The organism is Polynucleobacter sp. UB-Raua-W9 (assembly GCF_018687435.1).
Classification (GTDB): domain Bacteria; phylum Pseudomonadota; class Gammaproteobacteria; order Burkholderiales; family Burkholderiaceae; genus Polynucleobacter.
In genome coordinates, this window is record NZ_CP061290.1 from 40,869 (window position 1) to 59,587 (window position 18,719).

14 protein-coding genes and 1 pseudogene are annotated in these 18,719 nt (G+C 46.8%); all 15 read left to right on the forward strand.

What is annotated here, in order from left to right; all coding sequences use genetic code 11:
• Nucleotides 1-61: 61 nt before the first annotated feature.
• The 15 genes and pseudogenes from rplK to rplB all read left to right on the forward strand — a co-directional run bounded on the left by rplK (nucleotide 62) and on the right by rplB (nucleotide 18,707).
• Nucleotides 62-493 (forward strand): 50S ribosomal protein L11, encoded by a 432-nt coding sequence (rplK, locus tag AOC07_RS00245; protein ID WP_011901890.1) that lies wholly within the window; start codon nucleotides 62-64, stop codon nucleotides 491-493.
• A gap of 2 nt (nucleotides 494-495) precedes the next feature.
• On the forward strand, nucleotides 496-1,197 hold the full coding sequence (gene rplA, locus AOC07_RS00250) for a 50S ribosomal protein L1 (protein WP_215293442.1): 702 nt from the start codon (nucleotides 496-498) through the stop codon (nucleotides 1,195-1,197).
• A gap of 236 nt (nucleotides 1,198-1,433) precedes the next feature.
• A pseudogene (gene rplJ / locus AOC07_RS00255) lies at nucleotides 1,434-1,958 on the forward strand (50S ribosomal protein L10); the annotation flags it as partial.
• 159 nt (nucleotides 1,959-2,117) lie between these two features.
• Nucleotides 2,118-2,495, forward strand: coding sequence for a 50S ribosomal protein L7/L12 (rplL, locus tag AOC07_RS00260; RefSeq protein WP_215293444.1), 378 nt, complete (start codon nucleotides 2,118-2,120; stop codon nucleotides 2,493-2,495).
• Between the two features lie 227 nt (nucleotides 2,496-2,722).
• Nucleotides 2,723-6,823 carry a DNA-directed RNA polymerase subunit beta gene (rpoB, locus tag AOC07_RS00265; protein ID WP_215293445.1) on the forward strand — a complete coding sequence of 1,367 codons (4,101 nt, stop codon included), beginning with the start codon at nucleotides 2,723-2,725 and terminating at the stop codon, nucleotides 6,821-6,823.
• 1 nt (nucleotide 6,824) lies between these two features.
• Nucleotides 6,825-11,087 carry a DNA-directed RNA polymerase subunit beta' gene (gene rpoC, locus AOC07_RS00270; protein WP_215357674.1) on the forward strand — a complete coding sequence of 1,421 codons (4,263 nt, stop codon included), beginning with the start codon at nucleotides 6,825-6,827 and terminating at the stop codon, nucleotides 11,085-11,087.
• Nucleotides 11,088-11,264: 177 nt separating this feature from the next.
• Nucleotides 11,265-11,645, forward strand: coding sequence for a 30S ribosomal protein S12 (gene rpsL, locus AOC07_RS00275; RefSeq protein ID WP_072582063.1), 381 nt, complete (start codon nucleotides 11,265-11,267; stop codon nucleotides 11,643-11,645).
• 161 nt (nucleotides 11,646-11,806) lie between these two features.
• The gene (rpsG, locus tag AOC07_RS00280) at nucleotides 11,807-12,277 is read left to right on the forward strand and encodes a 30S ribosomal protein S7 (RefSeq protein WP_011901897.1); all 471 of its coding nucleotides are present in this window, start codon (nucleotides 11,807-11,809) and stop codon (nucleotides 12,275-12,277) included.
• Between the two features lie 27 nt (nucleotides 12,278-12,304).
• Nucleotides 12,305-14,407, forward strand: coding sequence for an elongation factor G (gene fusA, locus AOC07_RS00285; protein WP_215293446.1), 2,103 nt, complete (start codon nucleotides 12,305-12,307; stop codon nucleotides 14,405-14,407).
• Nucleotides 14,408-14,457: 50 nt separating this feature from the next.
• The gene (gene tuf / locus AOC07_RS00290) at nucleotides 14,458-15,648 is read left to right on the forward strand and encodes an elongation factor Tu (RefSeq protein WP_071464438.1); all 1,191 of its coding nucleotides are present in this window, start codon (nucleotides 14,458-14,460) and stop codon (nucleotides 15,646-15,648) included.
• A gap of 117 nt (nucleotides 15,649-15,765) precedes the next feature.
• Nucleotides 15,766-16,077: a 30S ribosomal protein S10 gene (rpsJ, locus tag AOC07_RS00295; RefSeq protein ID WP_011901899.1), complete on the forward strand. Its 312-nt coding sequence runs from the start codon at nucleotides 15,766-15,768 to the stop codon at nucleotides 16,075-16,077.
• 197 nt (nucleotides 16,078-16,274) lie between these two features.
• Entirely contained in the window at nucleotides 16,275-16,931 is a 657-nt protein-coding gene (gene rplC / locus AOC07_RS00300; protein ID WP_215294244.1) for a 50S ribosomal protein L3, read from the forward strand.
• A gap of 11 nt (nucleotides 16,932-16,942) precedes the next feature.
• The gene (gene rplD / locus AOC07_RS00305; RefSeq protein ID WP_215293447.1) at nucleotides 16,943-17,563 is read left to right on the forward strand and encodes a 50S ribosomal protein L4; all 621 of its coding nucleotides are present in this window, start codon (nucleotides 16,943-16,945) and stop codon (nucleotides 17,561-17,563) included.
• A complete protein-coding gene (gene rplW / locus AOC07_RS00310; protein ID WP_071464440.1) occupies nucleotides 17,560-17,874 on the forward strand; it encodes a 50S ribosomal protein L23 in 315 nt (104 codons plus the stop codon). The genes rplD and rplW overlap by 4 nt, the downstream gene beginning before the upstream one ends.
• A gap of 2 nt (nucleotides 17,875-17,876) precedes the next feature.
• Nucleotides 17,877-18,707 (forward strand): 50S ribosomal protein L2, encoded by an 831-nt coding sequence (rplB, locus tag AOC07_RS00315; RefSeq protein ID WP_215293448.1) that lies wholly within the window; start codon nucleotides 17,877-17,879, stop codon nucleotides 18,705-18,707.
• The last annotated feature ends 12 nt before the right edge of the window (nucleotides 18,708-18,719 follow it).

An 18,719-nucleotide genomic window follows, 5' to 3' on the forward strand; every position in this document is an offset into this window, starting at 1 on the left:
CGAAGCGTTTACTCAACGGCGGTCTTTCCTAATGAGGTTAGGCGCGCTTTAAGGAGCACACATGGCAAAGAAGATTATTGGCTTTATCAAACTGCAGATCCCTGCAGGTAAGGCAAATCCATCACCACCCGTAGGTCCAGCATTGGGTCAACGTGGCCTCAACATTATGGAATTCTGTAAGGCGTTTAATGCTCAAACTCAGAGCATGGAACCTGGCCTGCCAATTCCAGTCGTGATTACAGCGTTCGCTGATAAGAGCTTCACATTCATCATGAAGACTCCCCCGGCAACCATCATGATTAAGAAGGCTGCGAAGATCGAAAAAGGATCCCCACGTCCTCATACCGATAAGGTGGGAAAAATTACTCGTGCTCAAGCGGAAGAAATCGCTAAAGCAAAAATGCCAGACTTGACAGCAGCCGATATGGACGCAGCTGTAAGAACAATCGCTGGCAGCGCCCGTTCCATGGGCATCACTGTGGAAGGTCTCTAATCATGACTAAGTTATCTAAACGCGTAAAAGTAATTCAATCTAAAGTTGATCGCAATAAGTTTTATTCATTAGACGATGCATTGAACCTCGTTAAAGAGTGTGCAACTGCTAAGTTTGATGAGTCTATCGACGTTGCTGTTCAGTTGGGCATTGATGCCAAGAAATCTGACCAAGTTGTACGTGGCGCAGTAGTGCTCCCAGCTGGTACGGGTAAGCACGTTCGCGTGGCTGTTTTTGCACAAGGCGAGAAGGCTGAACAAGCTAAAGCCGCTGGCGCGGAAATCGTTGGCATGGAAGAGCTTGCTGAGCAAATTAAAGGCGGCAAAATTGATTTCGATATTTTGATTGCATCTCCAGACACAATGAAAATTGTTGGCACTTTAGGTCAAGTATTGGGCCCACGTGGTTTGATGCCAAATCCAAAAGTGGGAACAGTTACCCCTGATGTTGCTACTGCAGTGAAGAACGCGAAAGCAGGTCAAGTGCAGTTCCGTGTGGACAAAGCCGGCATCGTGCATGCAAGCATTGGCCGTCGTTCATTTGAGCCAACTGCATTGAAATCTAACTTGCTCGCATTGCTTGAGGCTTTGAATAAAGCAAAGCCACCTGCATCTAAGGGTATTTATTTAAAGAAGGTTGCCGTAAGCAGCACCATGGGTGCAGGCGTACGTGTAGACCAAGCATCGTTACAAGCAGCTCAATAAGTAGCTTGTAACAAAAAAGAACTTTGGGTCGACTCCCGCTCTTTGAGCGAGAGTCGAACATCAAAGACCGTTGGTGAATTGGTTGCTTGTACAGAGTTAATTCTTAATCGTTACGAAAGTAATAGCCAGCGCAGATGGCGACCCTGAAAAGATTTTCACAAGAACTTTGTGAACAAATGATCAGACGCTGGTGTGTAACCCCAACTGGAAACAGTTGGTTTTTATGGAGTTAAACCGTGCCTTTGAATGTACAAGACAAAAAAGCGATTGTTGCTGATGTCGGCGCTCAATTGGCTGGAGCCCAAACTGTCGTGCTCGCTGAATACCGTGGTATTCCAGTAGAGCAGTTGACAAAGCTACGTGCTAGCGCACGTGACCAAGGTGTATATCTTCGCGTTTTGAAGAACACATTGGCGCGCCGTGCTGCACAAGGCACGCAGTTTGAGCCCCTTGCTGATTCGATGGTTGGCCCCTTGATTTATGGCATCTCTGCTGATCCGATTGCTTCGGCAAAAGTATTGCAGGGCTTTGCTAAGACTCAAGATTTGCTAGTCATTAAAGCTGGCTTATATAACGGCAAGTTGTTAGATGTTGCAGGTGTAAAAGCGCTTGCAACAATTCCAAGCCGCGAAGAGTTGTTATCTCAGTTGTTGGGTGTGATGTTGGCACCTGTTTCTGCGATGGCTCGCGTATTGGGCGCAGTAGCAGCACAAAAGGCAGAAGGAGCTCCCGCTCCGGTAGCCGAAGTGGCAGCCCCTGCAGTTGAAGCAGCAGCCCCAGCAGAAGTTGTTGCTGAAGCCGCCGCTCCAGAAGCAGTTGCTGAGCCTGCAGCCGCAGCCCCAGAAGCTGGAACAGAAGCAAACGAAACCCCTGCCGCTGAATAAGCGACAGATTAACTATTTAAGTATTAGGAGCTAAAAATGGCGATTACTAAAGAAGAAATCATTGAAGCAGTAGGTAGCATGTCCGTTATGGATTTGAACGATTTGGTTAAAGCGTTCGAAGAGAAGTTTGGCGTTTCAGCTGCAGCGATGGCTGTTGCTGGTCCTGCTGGTGCAGGCGGTGGCGGTGCTGCTGCTGAAGAGCAAACAGAATTCACTGTGAACTTGCTCGAAGCTGGCGCAAACAAGGTTTCAGTAATTAAGGCTGTTCGCGAAATTACTGGCCTTGGCTTGAAAGAAGCTAAAGACTTAGTTGATGGCGCACCAAAGCCAATCAAAGAAGCTGTTGATAAGAAGACAGCTGAAGAAGCTAAGAAGAAGCTTGAAGAAGCTGGCGCCAAAGCAGAACTCAAGTAATACAAACTCCGCTAGCGCCTCTCAAAAAGGAGCGTTAGCTATGTTGGGTTTGACCATTAGTGGTCAAACCCGATTTCATTTCTGATTGAAATCGGGTTTGCCTTCTGATACGACTGCAGAATGCAAGTTTGGTCGGGCACTAAATCGAAACGGTTTAGTGTTGTCCGCCAGTGATTGGTAGTGGCCAATCGCCAAATCTTTGTACAGTCGCTGAATTCGGAGATGAAATGAACTACAGCTTCACCGAACGCAAGCGAGTCCGTAAAAGCTTTGCTAAGCGAGTAAATAACCACCAGGTTCCGTACCTGATCGCAACGCAGCTGGAATCCTACGCTAAATTTTTACAGGCTGAAAAGCCAGCAATGTCTCGTCTTACTGAGGGACTTCAAGCTGCCTTTACTTCAGCATTCCCAATTGTGTCTAACAACGGCTATGCACGTATGGAATACGTGTCTTACCAGTTATCACAGCCACCATTTGACGTCAAAGAATGTCAACAACGTGGTTACACATACCACTCTGCCTTACGCGCAAAAGTTCGCTTGATTATTTATGATCGCGAAGCGCCTACTAAGGTTAAAGAGGTAAAAGAGAGCGAAGTCTACATGGGTGAAATTCCACTCATGACAGAAAACGGTTCTTTTGTAATTAACGGTACCGAGCGCGTGATCGTTTCTCAGTTGCACCGTTCCCCAGGCGTGTTCTTTGAGCACGATAAGGGCAAGACACATAGCTCAGGTAAGCTGCTGTTCTCAGCACGCATTATTCCTTACCGTGGTTCATGGCTCGATTTCGAGTTTGATCCAAAAGATATTCTCTACTTCCGAGTTGACCGTCGTCGTAAGATGCCCGTCACCATTTTGCTCAAAGCAATTGGTTTAAACAACGAACAGATTCTTGCTAACTTCTTTAACTTTGACCATTTCTCATTGACTGCTAACGGCGGCTCAATGGAATTTGTTCCAGAGCGCTTGCGTGGTCAGCTAGCTAATTTTGATGTGCTTGATAAAAATGGCGTTGTCGTAATTCAGAAAGACAAGCGTATCAATGCAAAGCATATCCGCGAACTTGAAGCTGCTAAGACAAAAACGATTGCTGTACCAGATGACTATTTAATCGGTCGCGTAGTTGCACGCAATATTGTTGATCCAGATTCTGGTGAAATCTTGGCATACGCTAATGATGAAATCACTGAAGAGTTGTTGGCTACATTGCGCGATGCAGGCATCAAGCAATTGGAAACCATCTACACGAATGATTTGGATTCTGGTGCGTACATATCTCAAACATTGCGTACGGATGAAACTGCCGATCAGATGGCTGCTCGTATTGCCATCTATCGCATGATGCGTCCTGGTGAGCCTCCAACAGAAGATGCTGTTGAAGCCCTATTCCAACGCTTGTTCTATAGCGAAGATACCTACGACCTATCACGCGTTGGCCGTATGAAGGTCAATAGCCGTTTGAACCGTCCAGAAATGGAAGGCGCAATGGTTCTGTCAAACGAAGACATTCTTGACACCATTAAGTCTCTCGTAGATTTACGTAACGGCAAAGGCGAAGTGGACGATATCGATCACTTAGGTAATCGTCGTGTACGTTGCGTTGGCGAGTTAGCGGAGAATCAATTCCGTGCCGGTTTGTCACGTGTTGAGCGTGCGGTTAAAGAGCGTCTCGGCCAAGCCGAAACAGAAAATCTCATGCCGCATGACTTGATTAACAGCAAGCCAATCTCTTCTGCGATTCGTGAGTTCTTCGGTTCTTCACAGTTGTCCCAGTTTATGGACCAAACCAATCCACTTTCAGAGATTACGCACAAGCGTCGTATTTCTGCATTAGGCCCTGGTGGTTTGACACGTGAGCGCGCAGGCTTCGAAGTGCGTGACGTGCATCCAACCCATTACGGACGTGTTTGCCCAATCGAAACTCCAGAAGGACCAAACATTGGTTTGATCAACTCACTCGCGTTATTTGCGCGCTTGAATGAGCATGGTTTCCTAGAAACTCCATACCGTAAGGTTTCCAATAGCAAGGTAAGCGATGAAGTGGTTTACCTCTCTGCGATTGAGGAAGCAAAGTATGTGATTGCTCAGGCGAACGCAACAATCGACAAGAGCGGCAAGTTGGCCGACGAGTTGGTTTCAGCGCGTCAAGCTGGTGAGACCATGATGGTTAGCCCAGAGCGCATCGATTTCATCGACGTTGCTCCTAGCCAGATCGTTTCTGCCGCTGCTTCACTCGTTCCATTCTTAGAGCACGATGATGCAAACCGTGCGTTGATGGGTGCGAACATGCAGCGTCAAGCAGTTCCTTGCTTGCGTCCAGATAAACCATTGGTTGGTACAGGCTTAGAGCGTATTGTTGCGGTCGACTCCGGTACTGTTATTTTGGCATCCCGCGGCGGTATCGTTGATTATGTTGACGCTAACCGTGTTGTGATTCGTGTAAACGATGATGAGACAGCTGCCGGTGAGGTTGGTGTGGATATTTATAACCTCATCAAATACACCCGTTCAAACCAAAATACCAACATTAACCAACGTCCAATCGTTCAAGCTGGTGATCGTGTTGTCCGCGGCGACGTAGTTGCTGATGGCGCATCTACCGATTTGGGTGAATTGGCTTTAGGTCAAAACATGACCGTGGCATTTATGCCATGGAACGGTTACAACTTCGAAGATTCAATCTTGATCTCTGAGAAGGTTGTTGCTGATGACCGTTACACCTCTATTCATATTGAAGAGTTGTCGGTTGTTGCGCGTGACACTAAGCTTGGTTCAGAAGAAATTACTCGCGATATTTCCAATTTGGCAGAGTCACAACTCTCCCGTTTGGATGAGAGCGGTATTGTTTACATCGGTGCTGAAGTTGAAGCTGGCGACGTATTGGTTGGTAAGGTAACTCCAAAGGGCGAGACGACTCTCACCCCTGAAGAGAAGCTCCTCCGTGCGATCTTCGGTGAAAAAGCATCTGACGTTAAAGATACTTCTTTGCGCGTTCCATCAGGAATGATCGGTACTGTTATCGATGTTCAAGTCTTCACCCGTGAGGGCATTGAGCGCGATGCACGTGCACAAGCCATTATTCAAGAAGAATTGCAGCGCTATCGTTTGGACTTAAACGACCAGTTGCGTATTGTTGAAGGCGATGCCTTCATGCGTTTAGAAAAGCTGTTGATTGGCAAAGTTGCCAATGGCGGCCCTAAGAAATTAGCTAAAGGCACCAAGATTGATAAGGAATACCTTGCCGATTTGGATAAATACCATTGGTTCGATGTGCGTCCAGCAGATGATGATATTGCTTCACAAGTTGAAGCGATTAAGTCTTCTATTGAAGCGAAGCGTAAACAGTTTGACGAAGCTTTTGAAGAGAAGCGCACCAAGCTTACCCAGGGCGATGATTTACAGCCTGGCGTAACGAAGATGGTTAAGGTGTACTTAGCTGTTAAGCGTCGCTTACAGCCTGGGGACAAGATGGCTGGTCGTCACGGTAACAAGGGTGTGGTTTCTAAAATCGCCCCAGCAGAAGACATGCCATTTATGGCTGACGGACGCCCTGTAGACATCGTCTTGAACCCATTGGGCGTTCCTTCCCGTATGAACGTTGGCCAGATCTTGGAAACCCACTTAGGTTGGGCGGCTCAAGGTATTGGTAAGCGCATCGATGAGATGGTTCGTGAGCATGCTAAGCAAACTGAATTGCGTAAGTTCTTCAAGCAGCTTTATAACGAAACAGGCCGCATTGAAGACATCGACAACTTCACTGATGAGCAGATCAATGTTTTGGCTGAGAATCTCCGTCAAGGCTTGCCATTTGCTACTCCAGTGTTTGACGGTGCTACTGAAGCTGAAATCGGACGCATGCTCGAGTTGGCGTATCCAGAAGAGGTTGCTAAATCTTTGAAGATGACTCCTTCACGTCAGCAAATGATTTTGTGCGACGGCCGTACTGGCGATCAATTTGAGCGTCCAGTAACTGTTGGCGTAATGCACGTCTTGAAACTCCACCATTTGGTCGATGACAAGATGCACGCACGTTCAACCGGACCTTACTCCTTGGTAACGCAACAGCCATTGGGCGGTAAAGCTCAGTTCGGTGGTCAGCGCTTTGGTGAGATGGAAGTCTGGGCCCTCGAAGCATACGGTGCTTCATATGTCTTGCAGGAAATGCTGACAGTGAAGTCCGATGACGTCGCAGGCCGTACCAAGGTTTACGAAAACATCGTCAAGGGCGAGCACACGATTGATGCTGGCATGCCCGAATCCTTCAACGTGCTGGTAAAAGAAATCCGTTCGTTGGGTATTGACATTGACATGGAGCGCAACTGATATGAAAGCATTGCTCGATTTATTTAAGCAAACGCAGGGCGAAGAGCAGTTTGATGTCATCAAAATTGGTCTCGCATCTCCTGAGAAAATTCGCTCATGGTCTTTTGGTGAAGTACGCAAACCAGAAACCATCAACTACCGGACTTTTAAGCCCGAGCGTGATGGGTTGTTCTGCGCCAAGATTTTTGGACCAACCAAAGACTACGAGTGCTTATGCGGTAAGTACAAGCGTTTAAAGTTCCGTGGCGTAATCTGCGAGAAGTGCGGCGTTGAAGTTACTCTCGCTAAGGTACGTCGTGAGCGTATGGGCCACATTGAGTTGGCAGCCCCTGTAGCGCACATTTGGTTCTTGAAGTCATTGCCATCCCGTTTGGGCATGGTTCTCGATATGACATTGCGTGATATCGAGCGCGTTCTCTACTTTGAAGCATATGTAGTGGTTGACGCTGGCATGACTCCTGAAGGTGCGATGAAGCGTGGTCAGATTATGTCTGAAGACGAATATATTGCTAAAACTGAAGAGTATGGTGACGGTGCGTTTACTGCCATCATGGGCGCGGAAGGTATTCGTGATCTCTTGCGTTCGATTGATATCGATCGTGAAGTAGAAACGATTCGTGCTGATTTAAAAGCTACTGGTAGCGATGCCAAGATCAAGAAATACGCTAAGCGCTTAAAAGTGCTCGAGGCGTTCCAGACTTCAGGTATTAAGCCTGACTGGATGATCATGGAAGTATTGCCAGTGTTGCCACCTGAATTGCGCCCATTGGTGCCATTGGATGGCGGCCGCTTTGCTACTTCTGATTTGAACGACCTCTATCGTCGTGTGATCAACCGTAACAACCGTTTAAAGCGTTTGTTAGAGTTGCGCGCACCAGAAATCATTGTTCGTAACGAAAAACGGATGTTGCAAGAAGCGGTTGACTCACTGCTCGACAACGGTCGTCGCGGCAAGGCTATGACTGGCGCTAATAAGCGTCCTCTCAAATCCTTGGCTGAGATGATTAAAGGTAAGAGCGGTCGTTTCCGTCAAAACTTGTTGGGTAAACGCGTTGACTACTCTGGTCGTTCAGTCATCGTGGTTGGCCCTACATTGAAATTGCATCAGTGCGGCTTACCAAAATTGATGGCTTTGGAATTGTTCAAGCCATTCATTTTTAACAAGCTTGAAACTTTAGGAATTGCAACCACGATTAAGGCTGCGAAGAAAGAAGTTGAGAGCCAGACTCCAATCGTTTGGGACATTCTCGAAGAAGTGATTCGTGAACATCCAATCATGTTGAACCGTGCGCCTACATTGCACCGTCTTGGTATTCAGGCTTTCGAGCCAATGCTGATTGAAGGTAAAGCGATCCAATTGCACCCATTAGTTTGCGCGGCATTTAACGCGGACTTTGACGGTGACCAAATGGCGGTTCACGTTCCTTTGTCGCTCGAAGCGCAAATGGAAGCACGTACATTGATGTTGGCTTCGAACAACGTATTGTTCCCAGCTAACGGCGAACCATCGATCGTTCCTTCACAGGACGTAGTGTTGGGTCTGTACTACGCTACACGTGACAAGATCAACGGTAAGGGCGAAGGCATGGTCTTCGCCAACATTACTGAAGTAGTACGTGCATACGAAGCAGGTCAAGTTGAATTGGCTTCTCGTGTTGCTGTGCGTATTACTGAGTTTGAGATTGTGGACAAAAAGGCAGAGGGCGACGCCCGTTTTGCTGAAAAGACCAAGATCTATCAAACATCAGTTGGCCGTGCAATCTTGTCTGAGATTTTGCCTAAAGGCATGTCTTTCGAGGAAATTAACAAGCCTTTGAAGAAAAAAGAAATCTCTCGTTTGATCAACACTTCATTCCGCAAGTGCGGTCTTCGTGAAACAGTGATTTTTGCTGACCGCCTATTGCAGTCTGGTTTCCGTTTGGCAACGAATGCTGGTATCTCTGTTGCAATCGACGATATGTTGATTCCAAGCTCTAAAGAGCGCATCATCACCGAGGCTTCTGCCAAGGTTAAGGAGTATGACAAGCAGTTCATGTCAGGCCTTGTAACCAATCAAGAGCGTTATAACAACGTGGTTGATATTTGGGGTGCCGCAGGCGACCAAGTTGGTAAGGCGATGATGGATGAGTTGTCACACGTTGACGTACTCGACCGTAACGGCAAGACTGTTCGTCAAGAATCTTTCAACTCCATCTACATGATGGCGGATTCTGGTGCGCGTGGATCTGCAGCGCAGATTCGTCAGTTGGCTGGTATGCGTGGTTTGATGGCTAAGCCTGATGGCTCCATCATTGAAACCCCAATTACTGCGAACTTCCGCGAAGGCTTGAATGTATTGCAGTACTTCATTTCAACCCACGGTGCTCGTAAAGGTTTGGCTGATACCGCGTTGAAGACAGCGAACTCAGGTTACTTGACGCGTCGTTTATGCGACGTTACTCAAGATCTCGTGGTGATCGAAGATGATTGCGGCGCAACCAATGGCGTAACCATGAAGGCGCTTGTTGAAGGCGGCGAAATTATCGAAGCATTGCGTGACCGTATTTTGGGCCGTGTATGCATCGGTGACATCGTTCATCCTGACACACAAGAAGTCATCGTTCCTAACGACACATTGCTTGATGAAGATCACGTTGATCAAATTGTTGCATTGGGTATCGATGAAGTGAAAGTTCGCACAGTATTGTCTTGCTTAACTCGCTTCGGCTTGTGCGCTAAGTGCTACGGACGTGATTTAGGTCGCGGTGGTTTGGTAAACGTTGGTGAAGCAGTCGGCGTGATCGCTGCTCAGTCCATCGGTGAGCCAGGCACACAGTTGACTATGCGTACCTTCCACATCGGTGGTGCAGCGTCTCGTGCTTTGGTTGCGAGCAACATTGAAGCCAAATCTAACGGTGCTTTGAAGTTCTCCGGCACGATGCGTGTTGTGAAGAACGCGAAGGGTGAGCAGATCGTGATTTCACGCTCTGGCGAAGCCTTGATCGTTGATGAGAATGGTCGTGAGCGTGAGCGTCATAAAGTACCTTACGGTGCAACGCTCTTGTTGAAAGAAGATGCAGCAGTGAAGGCTGGTGCAAGCTTAGCAACATGGGATCCATTAACGCGTCCGATTATTTCTGAGTACGCTGGTATCGCTCGCTTCGACAACGTTGAAGAAGGCGTCACTGTTGCTAAACAGGTTGACGAAGTGACTGGCCTCTCTACTTTGGTGGTGATTGACGGTAAGCGTCGTTCCGCTGCAAGCAAAGGCGTTCGCCCAATGATCAACTTAGTTGATGACAAGGGTAATGAAGTCATGATCGCCGGTACTGATCACCCAGTAAACATTGGCCTCCAAGTAGGCGCTTTGATTACTGTTAAAGATGGTCAGAAAGTTGAAGTCGGTGAAGTATTGGCGCGTATTCCAATCGAATCACAGAAGACTCGCGATATTACTGGTGGTTTGCCACGTGTTGCAGAATTATTCGAGGCACGCTCACCAAAAGATGCAGCTGTCTTGGCGAAAGTGACTGGAACAGTTTCCTTCGGTAAAGAAACCAAAGGTAAACAACGTCTGGTCATTACCGATATGGACGGCGAAGCCAATGAATTCTTGATTCCTAAAGAAAAGCAAGTTCTCGTTCATGACGGTCAAGTTGTGAACAAGGGCGAGATGATTGTGGAAGGCCCTGCTGATCCACATGACATCTTGACTCTCCGCGGTATTGAAGAGTTAGCGATCTACATTGTTGATGAAGTTCAAGACGTTTACCGTTTGCAAGGCGTGAAGATCAATGACAAGCACATTGAAGTGATCGTGCGTCAAATGTTGCGTCGCGTGCAAATCACTGATGGTGGCGATACTGCCTACATCACTGGTGAGCAAGTTGAGCGTTCAAAACTGTATGACGCTAACGATTTAGTGATTGCTGCAGGTAAGCGCCCGGCTCAGTTCGAAAACGTGCTGTTGGGTATTACTAAAGCGTCCTTGTCGACCGATAGCTTCATTTCAGCGGCTTCTTTCCAAGAAACTACCCGTGTATTGACCGAAGCCGCCATTATGGGCAAGACCGATACACTCCGTGGACTTAAGGAAAACGTCATTATTGGTCGTCTGATCCCTGCTGGTACCGGCTTGTCTTATCGCCGTGCACGCAAGGTCAGGGAGCAATTTGAGCGTGATCGCGCTCAAATGATTGCCGCCGAAGAGGAAGCAATGGCCAATATGCCTGTAGAAATTGAGGCTGAAGTCGTTGCTCCTAGCGGGGAGGCTGATCCAAGCTAATTTGGTAATTCTGGCTAAAAATGGCCAGTTTTTTCCCCATTTGGTTGACGGAAAGAGCTGGCCAAGCTAGAATGCTGAGTTCTACTGATTCAGAAGAGGGTCTTTTTGACCTAGAAATTCTCTAAGTCATTGATTTTCTTGAAGAAAGCAACAAAGAAGTACTAACCGAGCTATTTTATGCCAACAATTAATCAATTAATACGCAAGCCAAGATCCAGGCTTATCGTTAAAAGCAAGAGCCCTGCACTGGAAAACAGTCCGCAGCGCCGTGGTGTTTGTACACGTGTGTACACCACTACTCCTAAAAAGCCTAACTCTGCGCTGCGTAAGGTAGCCAAAGTTCGCTTAACCAATGGTTTTGAAGTGATTTCATACATTGGTGGTGAAGGCCATAACCTCCAGGAACACTCAGTAGTGTTGATTCGTGGCGGTCGTGTAAAGGATTTGCCAGGTGTTCGTTACCACATCGTTCGTGGCTCACTTGACTTGCAGGGCGTTAAAGACCGTAAGCAATCGCGTTCCAAGTACGGTGCTAAACGCGCCAAGAAATCTGCTTAATCTTTCAATAGATTTTTGCTGAAGTATTTGTAGTAAGTCATCGTTTGTCGGACTTAAAAGACAAGTAAGTGGTTGTTCCGTCTAGGAATCTTCTTAGATAGTAGGGCAACCGGAGCGGATGATTCACATGAATCATCCCTAACTGAACTGAAGGAGTAGTTATGCCACGTCGTCGTGAAGTTCCCAAACGGGAAATTTTGCCGGATCCAAAATTCGGCAATGTAGAAGTAGCTAAATTCATGAACGTCCTGATGTTGGACGGCAAGAAATCGGTTGCAGAGCGTATCGTTTACGGTGCCTTTGATCACATCGAGAAAAAAGCAAACAAAGAACCACTCGAAATTTTCTCAACAGCTATGGGCAATGTTAAGCCAATGGTTGAAGTCAAAAGCCGTCGTGTTGGTGGTGCCAACTATCAAGTTCCTGTTGAAGTTCGCCCATCTCGTCGTTCTGCCTTGGCAATGCGCTGGGTGCGTGAAGCTGCTAAAAAACGTGGCGAGAAATCCATGGCACAACGTTTGGCCAACGAATTACTAGAAGCTGCAGAAGGTCGCGGCGGAGCAATGAAGAAGCGTGAAGAAGTTCACCGTATGGCAGAAGCTAACAAAGCTTTCTCACATTTCCGCTTCTAATCAAATAGTCAAGAAAAGGCACCAACAGTGGCACGTAAAACCCCCATCGACAGATATCGCAATATTGGTATCTCTGCGCATATTGACGCAGGTAAGACAACAACTACAGAACGCGTTTTGTTCTACACCGGTGTTAATCACAAAATTGGTGAAGTCCATGATGGCGCAGCTACCATGGACTGGATGGAGCAAGAGCAAGAGCGTGGCATCACGATTACTTCTGCAGCTACCACCACCTTTTGGAAGGGTATGGCCGGTAATTTTGCTGAGCACCGCATCAACATTATTGATACCCCAGGACACGTAGACTTCACCATTGAAGTTGAGCGTTCAATGCGCGTTTTGGATGGTGCTTGCATGGTTTACTGTGCAGTTGGCGGCGTTCAGCCACAATCAGAAACTGTATGGCGTCAAGCAAATAAGTATCAAGTTCCCCGTTTAGCTTTCGTAAACAAAATGGACCGTACTGGCGCGAACTTCTTCAAGGTCTATGACCAGATGAAGTTGCGTTTGAAGGCAAATCCTATATTGATCCAAATTCCTATTGGCGCTGAAGAAAACTTTAAAGGCGTTGTGGATTTGGTCAAAATGAAGGCCATCTATTGGGATGAGGCTTCGCAAGGCACTAAATTTAACTACGATGAAATTCCTGCTGAATTACAAGCATCTGCTGAAGAGTGGCGCGAGAAGTTGGTGGAAGCAGCCGCTGAAAGCTCAGAAGAGCTAATGGAAAAGTATCTTGGTGGCGAAGCGCTGACTGAAGAAGAAATTAAAGCAGCATTGCGTCAGCGTACGATTGCCAACGAAATCATTCCTATGATGTGTGGAACTGCTTTCAAAAACAAAGGTGTTCAGGCGATGTTGGACGCGGTGGTTGAGTTGTTGCCATCTCCATTGGATGTTCCACCAGTTCCCTGTGAATTGGAAGACGGCACACCTACAACACGTAAAGCTGATGATGCGGAGAAATTCTCTGCATTGGCATTTAAGATCATGACTGATCCGTTTGTTGGGCAACTTATTTTCTTCCGTGTTTATTCTGGTGTGATGAAGTCTGGCGATACGATCTACAACCCAATCAAGGGCAAGAAAGAGCGTGTTGGTCGTTTGTTGCAAATGCATGCAAACCAACGTGAAGAAATTAAAGAAGTGTACGCAGGTGATATTGCTGCAGCAGTTGGTTTAAAGGACGCAACTACTGGCGAAACATTATGTGATCCAGATAGCATTGTTATCTTAGAGCGTATGGTATTCCCAGAGCCGGTGATCTCACAGGCTGTTGAACCAAAGACCAAGCCTGACCAAGAAAAAATGGGTCTTGCATTGAATCGTTTGGCTCAAGAAGATCCATCATTCCGCGTAAAGACCGATGAAGAATCAGGCCAAACCATTATTTCTGGAATGGGCGAGCTCCACTTAGAAATTTTGGTTGATCGTATGCGTCGTGAGTTTGGTGTTGAGGCAACTGTTGGTAAGCCACAAGTTGCCTATCGCGAAACGATTCGTAAGGTTTGCGAAGAAATCGAAGGTAAATTTGTTAAGCAATCTGGTGGTCGCGGTCAATACGGTCACGTTGTATTGAAGCTTGAGCCACAAGAGCCAGGCAAAGGTTTTGAATTCATTGATGCTATCAAAGGCGGTGTTGTGCCTCGCGAATACATCCCTGCGGTAGAAAAGGGAATTCGTGAAACATTGAACTCTGGTATTTTGGCTGGTTATCCAGTTGTAGATATCAAAGCAACTTTGTTCTTCGGTTCATACCATGATGTCGACTCCAATGAAAACGCATTTAAGATGGCGGGTTCAATGGCATTTAAAGACGGCATGCGCAAAGCAGCGCCAGTATTGCTTGAACCAATGATGGCTGTTGAAGTAGAAACACCTGAAGATTTCATGGGCAACGTAATGGGTGACCTCTCATCACGTCGTGGTATTTTGCAGGGTATGGATGACATTCCAGGCGGCGGCAAGATCGTTCGTGCTGAAGTGCCATTGGCAGAGATGTTTGGTTATTCAACTGGCTTGCGCTCGTTGACCCAAGGTCGCGCTACCTACACCATGGAATTTAAGCACTATTCCGAAGCACCTAAGAACGTTGCTGAAGCAGTTATGGCTGCTAAAGCGAAGTAATTTATCCACATTAATTTTGAATATTGACTAGCTAAAGAAGGCAGACAAAAATGGCAAAAGAAAAGTTCGAGCGGACAAAACCGCACGTAAACGTAGGCACCATCGGTCACGTTGACCATGGTAAAACTACATTGACAGCAGCAATTGCAACCGTGCTCTCAAAAGCATTTGGTGGCGAAGCGAAAGCATACGATCAGATCGATGCTGCTCCTGAAGAAAAAGCCCGTGGTATTACGATTAATACTGCGCACGTTGAGTATGAGACTGCAAACCGTCACTACGCTCACGTGGATTGCCCAGGACATGCTGACTACGTTAAGAACATGATTACTGGCGCTGCTCAGATGGACGGCGCTATTTTGGTTTGCTCTGCAGCCGATGGCCCAATGCCACAAACGCGTGAGCACATCCTCTTGGCACGCCAAGTTGGTGTTCCTTACATCGTGGTGTTTCTGAACAAGTGCGACATGGTTGATGATGCTGAATTGTTAGAACTCGTTGAAATGGAAGTTCGTGAACTTCTCTCTAAATATGACTTCCCAGGCGATGACACACCAATCGTGCAAGGTTCTGCTAAGTTGGCTTTAGAAGGCGACGAAGGCCCATTGGGTAAAGAAGCCATTATGAAATTGGCTGAAGCTTTAGATACCTACATCCCAACTCCAGAGCGTGCTATTGACGGTGCGTTCTTGATGCCAGTAGAAGATGTGTTCTCGATCTCTGGTCGCGGTACTGTTGTAACAGGCCGTATTGAGCGCGGTATCGTTAAGGTTGGTGAAGAGATCGAAATTATCGGTATCAAGCCAACACTCAAAACCACTTGTACTGGTGTTGAAATGTTCCGCAAATTGCTCGACCAAGGTCAAGCAGGCGACAACGTTGGTATTTTGTTGCGCGGTACAAAACGTGAAGAAGTTGAGCGCGGCCAAGTATTGGCCAAGCCTGGTTCAATCACCCCACATACTCACTTTACTGCCGAGGTTTACATCTTGGGTAAAGATGAAGGTGGTCGTCATACACCATTCTTTAACAACTATCGTCCCCAGTTCTACTTCCGCACAACGGACGTAACAGGTTCAATCGAGTTGCCAAAAGACAAAGAAATGGTCATGCCTGGTGATAACGTAACCATTACCGTAAAACTCATCGCCCCTATCGCGATGGAAGAAGGTTTACGTTTTGCGATCCGTGAAGGTGGCCGTACAGTTGGCGCCGGTGTGGTTGCAAAGATTTTGGCTTAAGGAAGTAGAAGTAAATAATATTTAGCGGTTTGCTAACCGGTGACATCAGTGCTGCTGATGTCACCGTGCTCTTTAGATGTATAACGTGGCAGCACCACAACGCTCTTTGGAATTAATATGCAAAACCAAAAAATTCGTATTCGCCTCAAAGCATTTGATTACCGTTTGATCGACCAATCTGCGGCTGAAATCGTTGATACAGCTAAGCGTACTGGTGCGGTTGTTAAGGGTCCAGTACCTTTGCCAACGCGTATTGAGCGTTTTGATATCTTGCGTTCACCACACGTGAACAAGACATCTCGTGATCAATTAGAGATCCGTACCCATCTTCGTTTGATGGATATTGTTGATCCTACAGAGAAAACTGTAGATGCTTTGATGAAATTAGACCTCCCTGCAGGTGTGGATGTCGAAATTAAGTTGCAATAATTTGTTGTTCCCAGTCTTTTTGCTTGTCAAGACAGGGTTTTCGGGATAGAATCAAAGGCTTCGCTCAATTAATTGGGTGAATTTTTAGGCTTTATCAGCATTAAAAACGTTGTAAGTTATTGATTTAGAAGTACTTTTACTTGTAAATCACTTAAATTAATTTTGCCGACCAATCGAAGTCGGCGTGGAGCATGAATATGAGCTTAGGCTTAATCGGCCGCAAGGTCGGCATGACCCGTCTATTTACGGACGAAGGGGATTCAATCCCTGTAACCGTAATTGACGTGAGCGATAACAGAGTCGCTCAAATCAAGACCCAGGCAACTGATGGCTATGATGCTATCCAGTTGGCACATGGCACACGTAGAGCAACTCGTGTTACCAAAGCAATGGCTGGTCACTTCGCTAAAGCAGGAGTGATGGCTGGTAACGGTCTTAATGAATTCAAACTAGATGCAGCAAAAATTGCAGAAATGACACCAGGACAAGTTATTCCTGCTGAAGCTGCTTTCGCTGCTGGCCAAAAAGTCGATGTGCAAGGCGTTTCTATTGGTAAAGGTTATGCCGGTACCATCAAGCGCTATCACTTCGCTTCTGGTCGCGCATCTCACGGTAACTCACGCTCACATAACGTACCAGGTTCTATTGGTATGGCGCAAGATCCGGGTCGTGTTTTTCCAGGTAAGCGCATGACTGGCCACCTTGGCGACGTTACCAAAACAGTTCAAAATTTAGTCATCGCACGCATTGATGCAGAACGTAATCTCATCATGGTTAAAGGCGCTATACCAGGCGCCCCGGGCGGTAAAGTTATTGTTACTCCAGCGGTGAAGACACCGTTGAAGAAGAAATAAGGAGAGCGAATATGGAACTTAAGCTTCTCCAAGACAACGGTACTTTAGGTGCAGGCGTACAAGCCTCGCCAGAAGTATTCGAGCGCGAATATAACGAAGCATTGGTACACCAAGTGGTAGTGGCATACCAAGCAAATGCACGTAGTGGAAACCGTGCACAAAAAGACCGTGAGCAAGTAAAGCACACAACCAAGAAGCCTTGGCGTCAAAAGGGCACTGGTCGTGCACGTGCTGGTATGAGTTCTTCCCCGCTATGGCGTGGAGGTGGTCGTATATTCCCGAATTCTCCAGAAGAGAATTTCAGCCAAAAAGTAAACAAGAAAATGTACCGCGCTGGTATGAGATCGATTTTGTCTCAGTTAGCTCGCGAAGGTCGCTTGAATGTTGTTGATCAATTTAATCTTGACGCTCCAAAGACTAAAGTTTTAGCTGACAAAGTTAAGGCAATGGGCTTGGATTCAGTTTTGATCATCGTTGATCAGGTTAGCGAGAATTTGTTCTTGGCATCACGCAATTTGCATAAGGTTGCTGTATGTGAGCCACAGCATGCTGATCCATTAGCTTTGGTTCAATACAAAAAAGTATTGGTTAGCAAAGCTGCGATCGCAAAAATTGAGGAGTTGCTGAAATGAGCCAAGTCCGTAAAAACGATCACAATCTAATGAAGGTTCTGCTTGGACCGGTTATCTCTGAAAAAGCAACTATGGTTGCAGAGAAAAACGAACAAGTAGTGTTCCAAGTAGCTCGCGATGCTAACAAGCTCGATGTAAAACAAGCAGTTGAATTGCTCTTTAAAGTGCAAGTTGACTCAGTTCAAATCGTGAATCAAAAGGGTAAGCCTAAGCGCTATGGCCGTTTTGAAGGTCGTCGTGACCACACTAAGAAGGCCTATGTGAATTTGAAGCCAGGTCAAGAAATTAACTTTGAAGCGGAGGCGAATTAATCATGCCTTTGATGAAGACAAAACCGACCTCACCAGGTCGTCGCTCAATGGTCAAGGTGGTCAATCCTGACCTGCATAAAGGTAAACCTTTTGCAGCGTTAGTAGAGCCACAGTTTCAAAAAGCGGGTCGTAACAATAATGGTCACATCACTACCCGTCATAAAGGTGGTGGTCATAAGCATCACTATCGTGTTGTTGATTTCAAACGTAACGACAAAGATGGCATTCCAGCTAAAGTAGAACGCTTGGAATACGATCCAAACCGCAGTGCAAATATTGCATTGATCGTGTTTGTGGATGGTGAGCGTCGCTACATTCCGGCTGCTAAAGGCATGACTGTTGGCCAAGCCATCATGAATGGTTCCGAAGCACCGATCAAATCTGGTAATAACTTGCCTATTCGCAATATTCCAGTTGGTAGCACTATTCACTGTGTTGAATTATTGCCAGGAAAAGGTGCGCAAGTTGCTCGTTCCGCCGGTGGTTCAGCAGTGTTGTTAGCTCGTGAAGGTGTATACGCTCAAGTGCGTTTGCGCTCCGGTGAAGTTCGCCGTGTTCTGATCGAGTGCCGCGCTACTATTGGTGAAGTTGGTAACGAAGAGCATAGCTTGCGCGTGATTGGTAAAGCTGGTGCAAACCGCTGGCGTGGTATCCGCCCAACCGTTCGCGGTGTGGCAATGAACCCAGTAGATCACCCACACGGTGGTGGCGAAGGTAAGACTGGCGAAGGCCGCGTACCTGTATCTCCATGGGGAACTCCAACCAAAGGTTATCGTACACGTCGCAATAAGCGTACAACATCGATGATCGTTCAACGCCGTCAAAAGCGCTAAGCGATTAAGGAA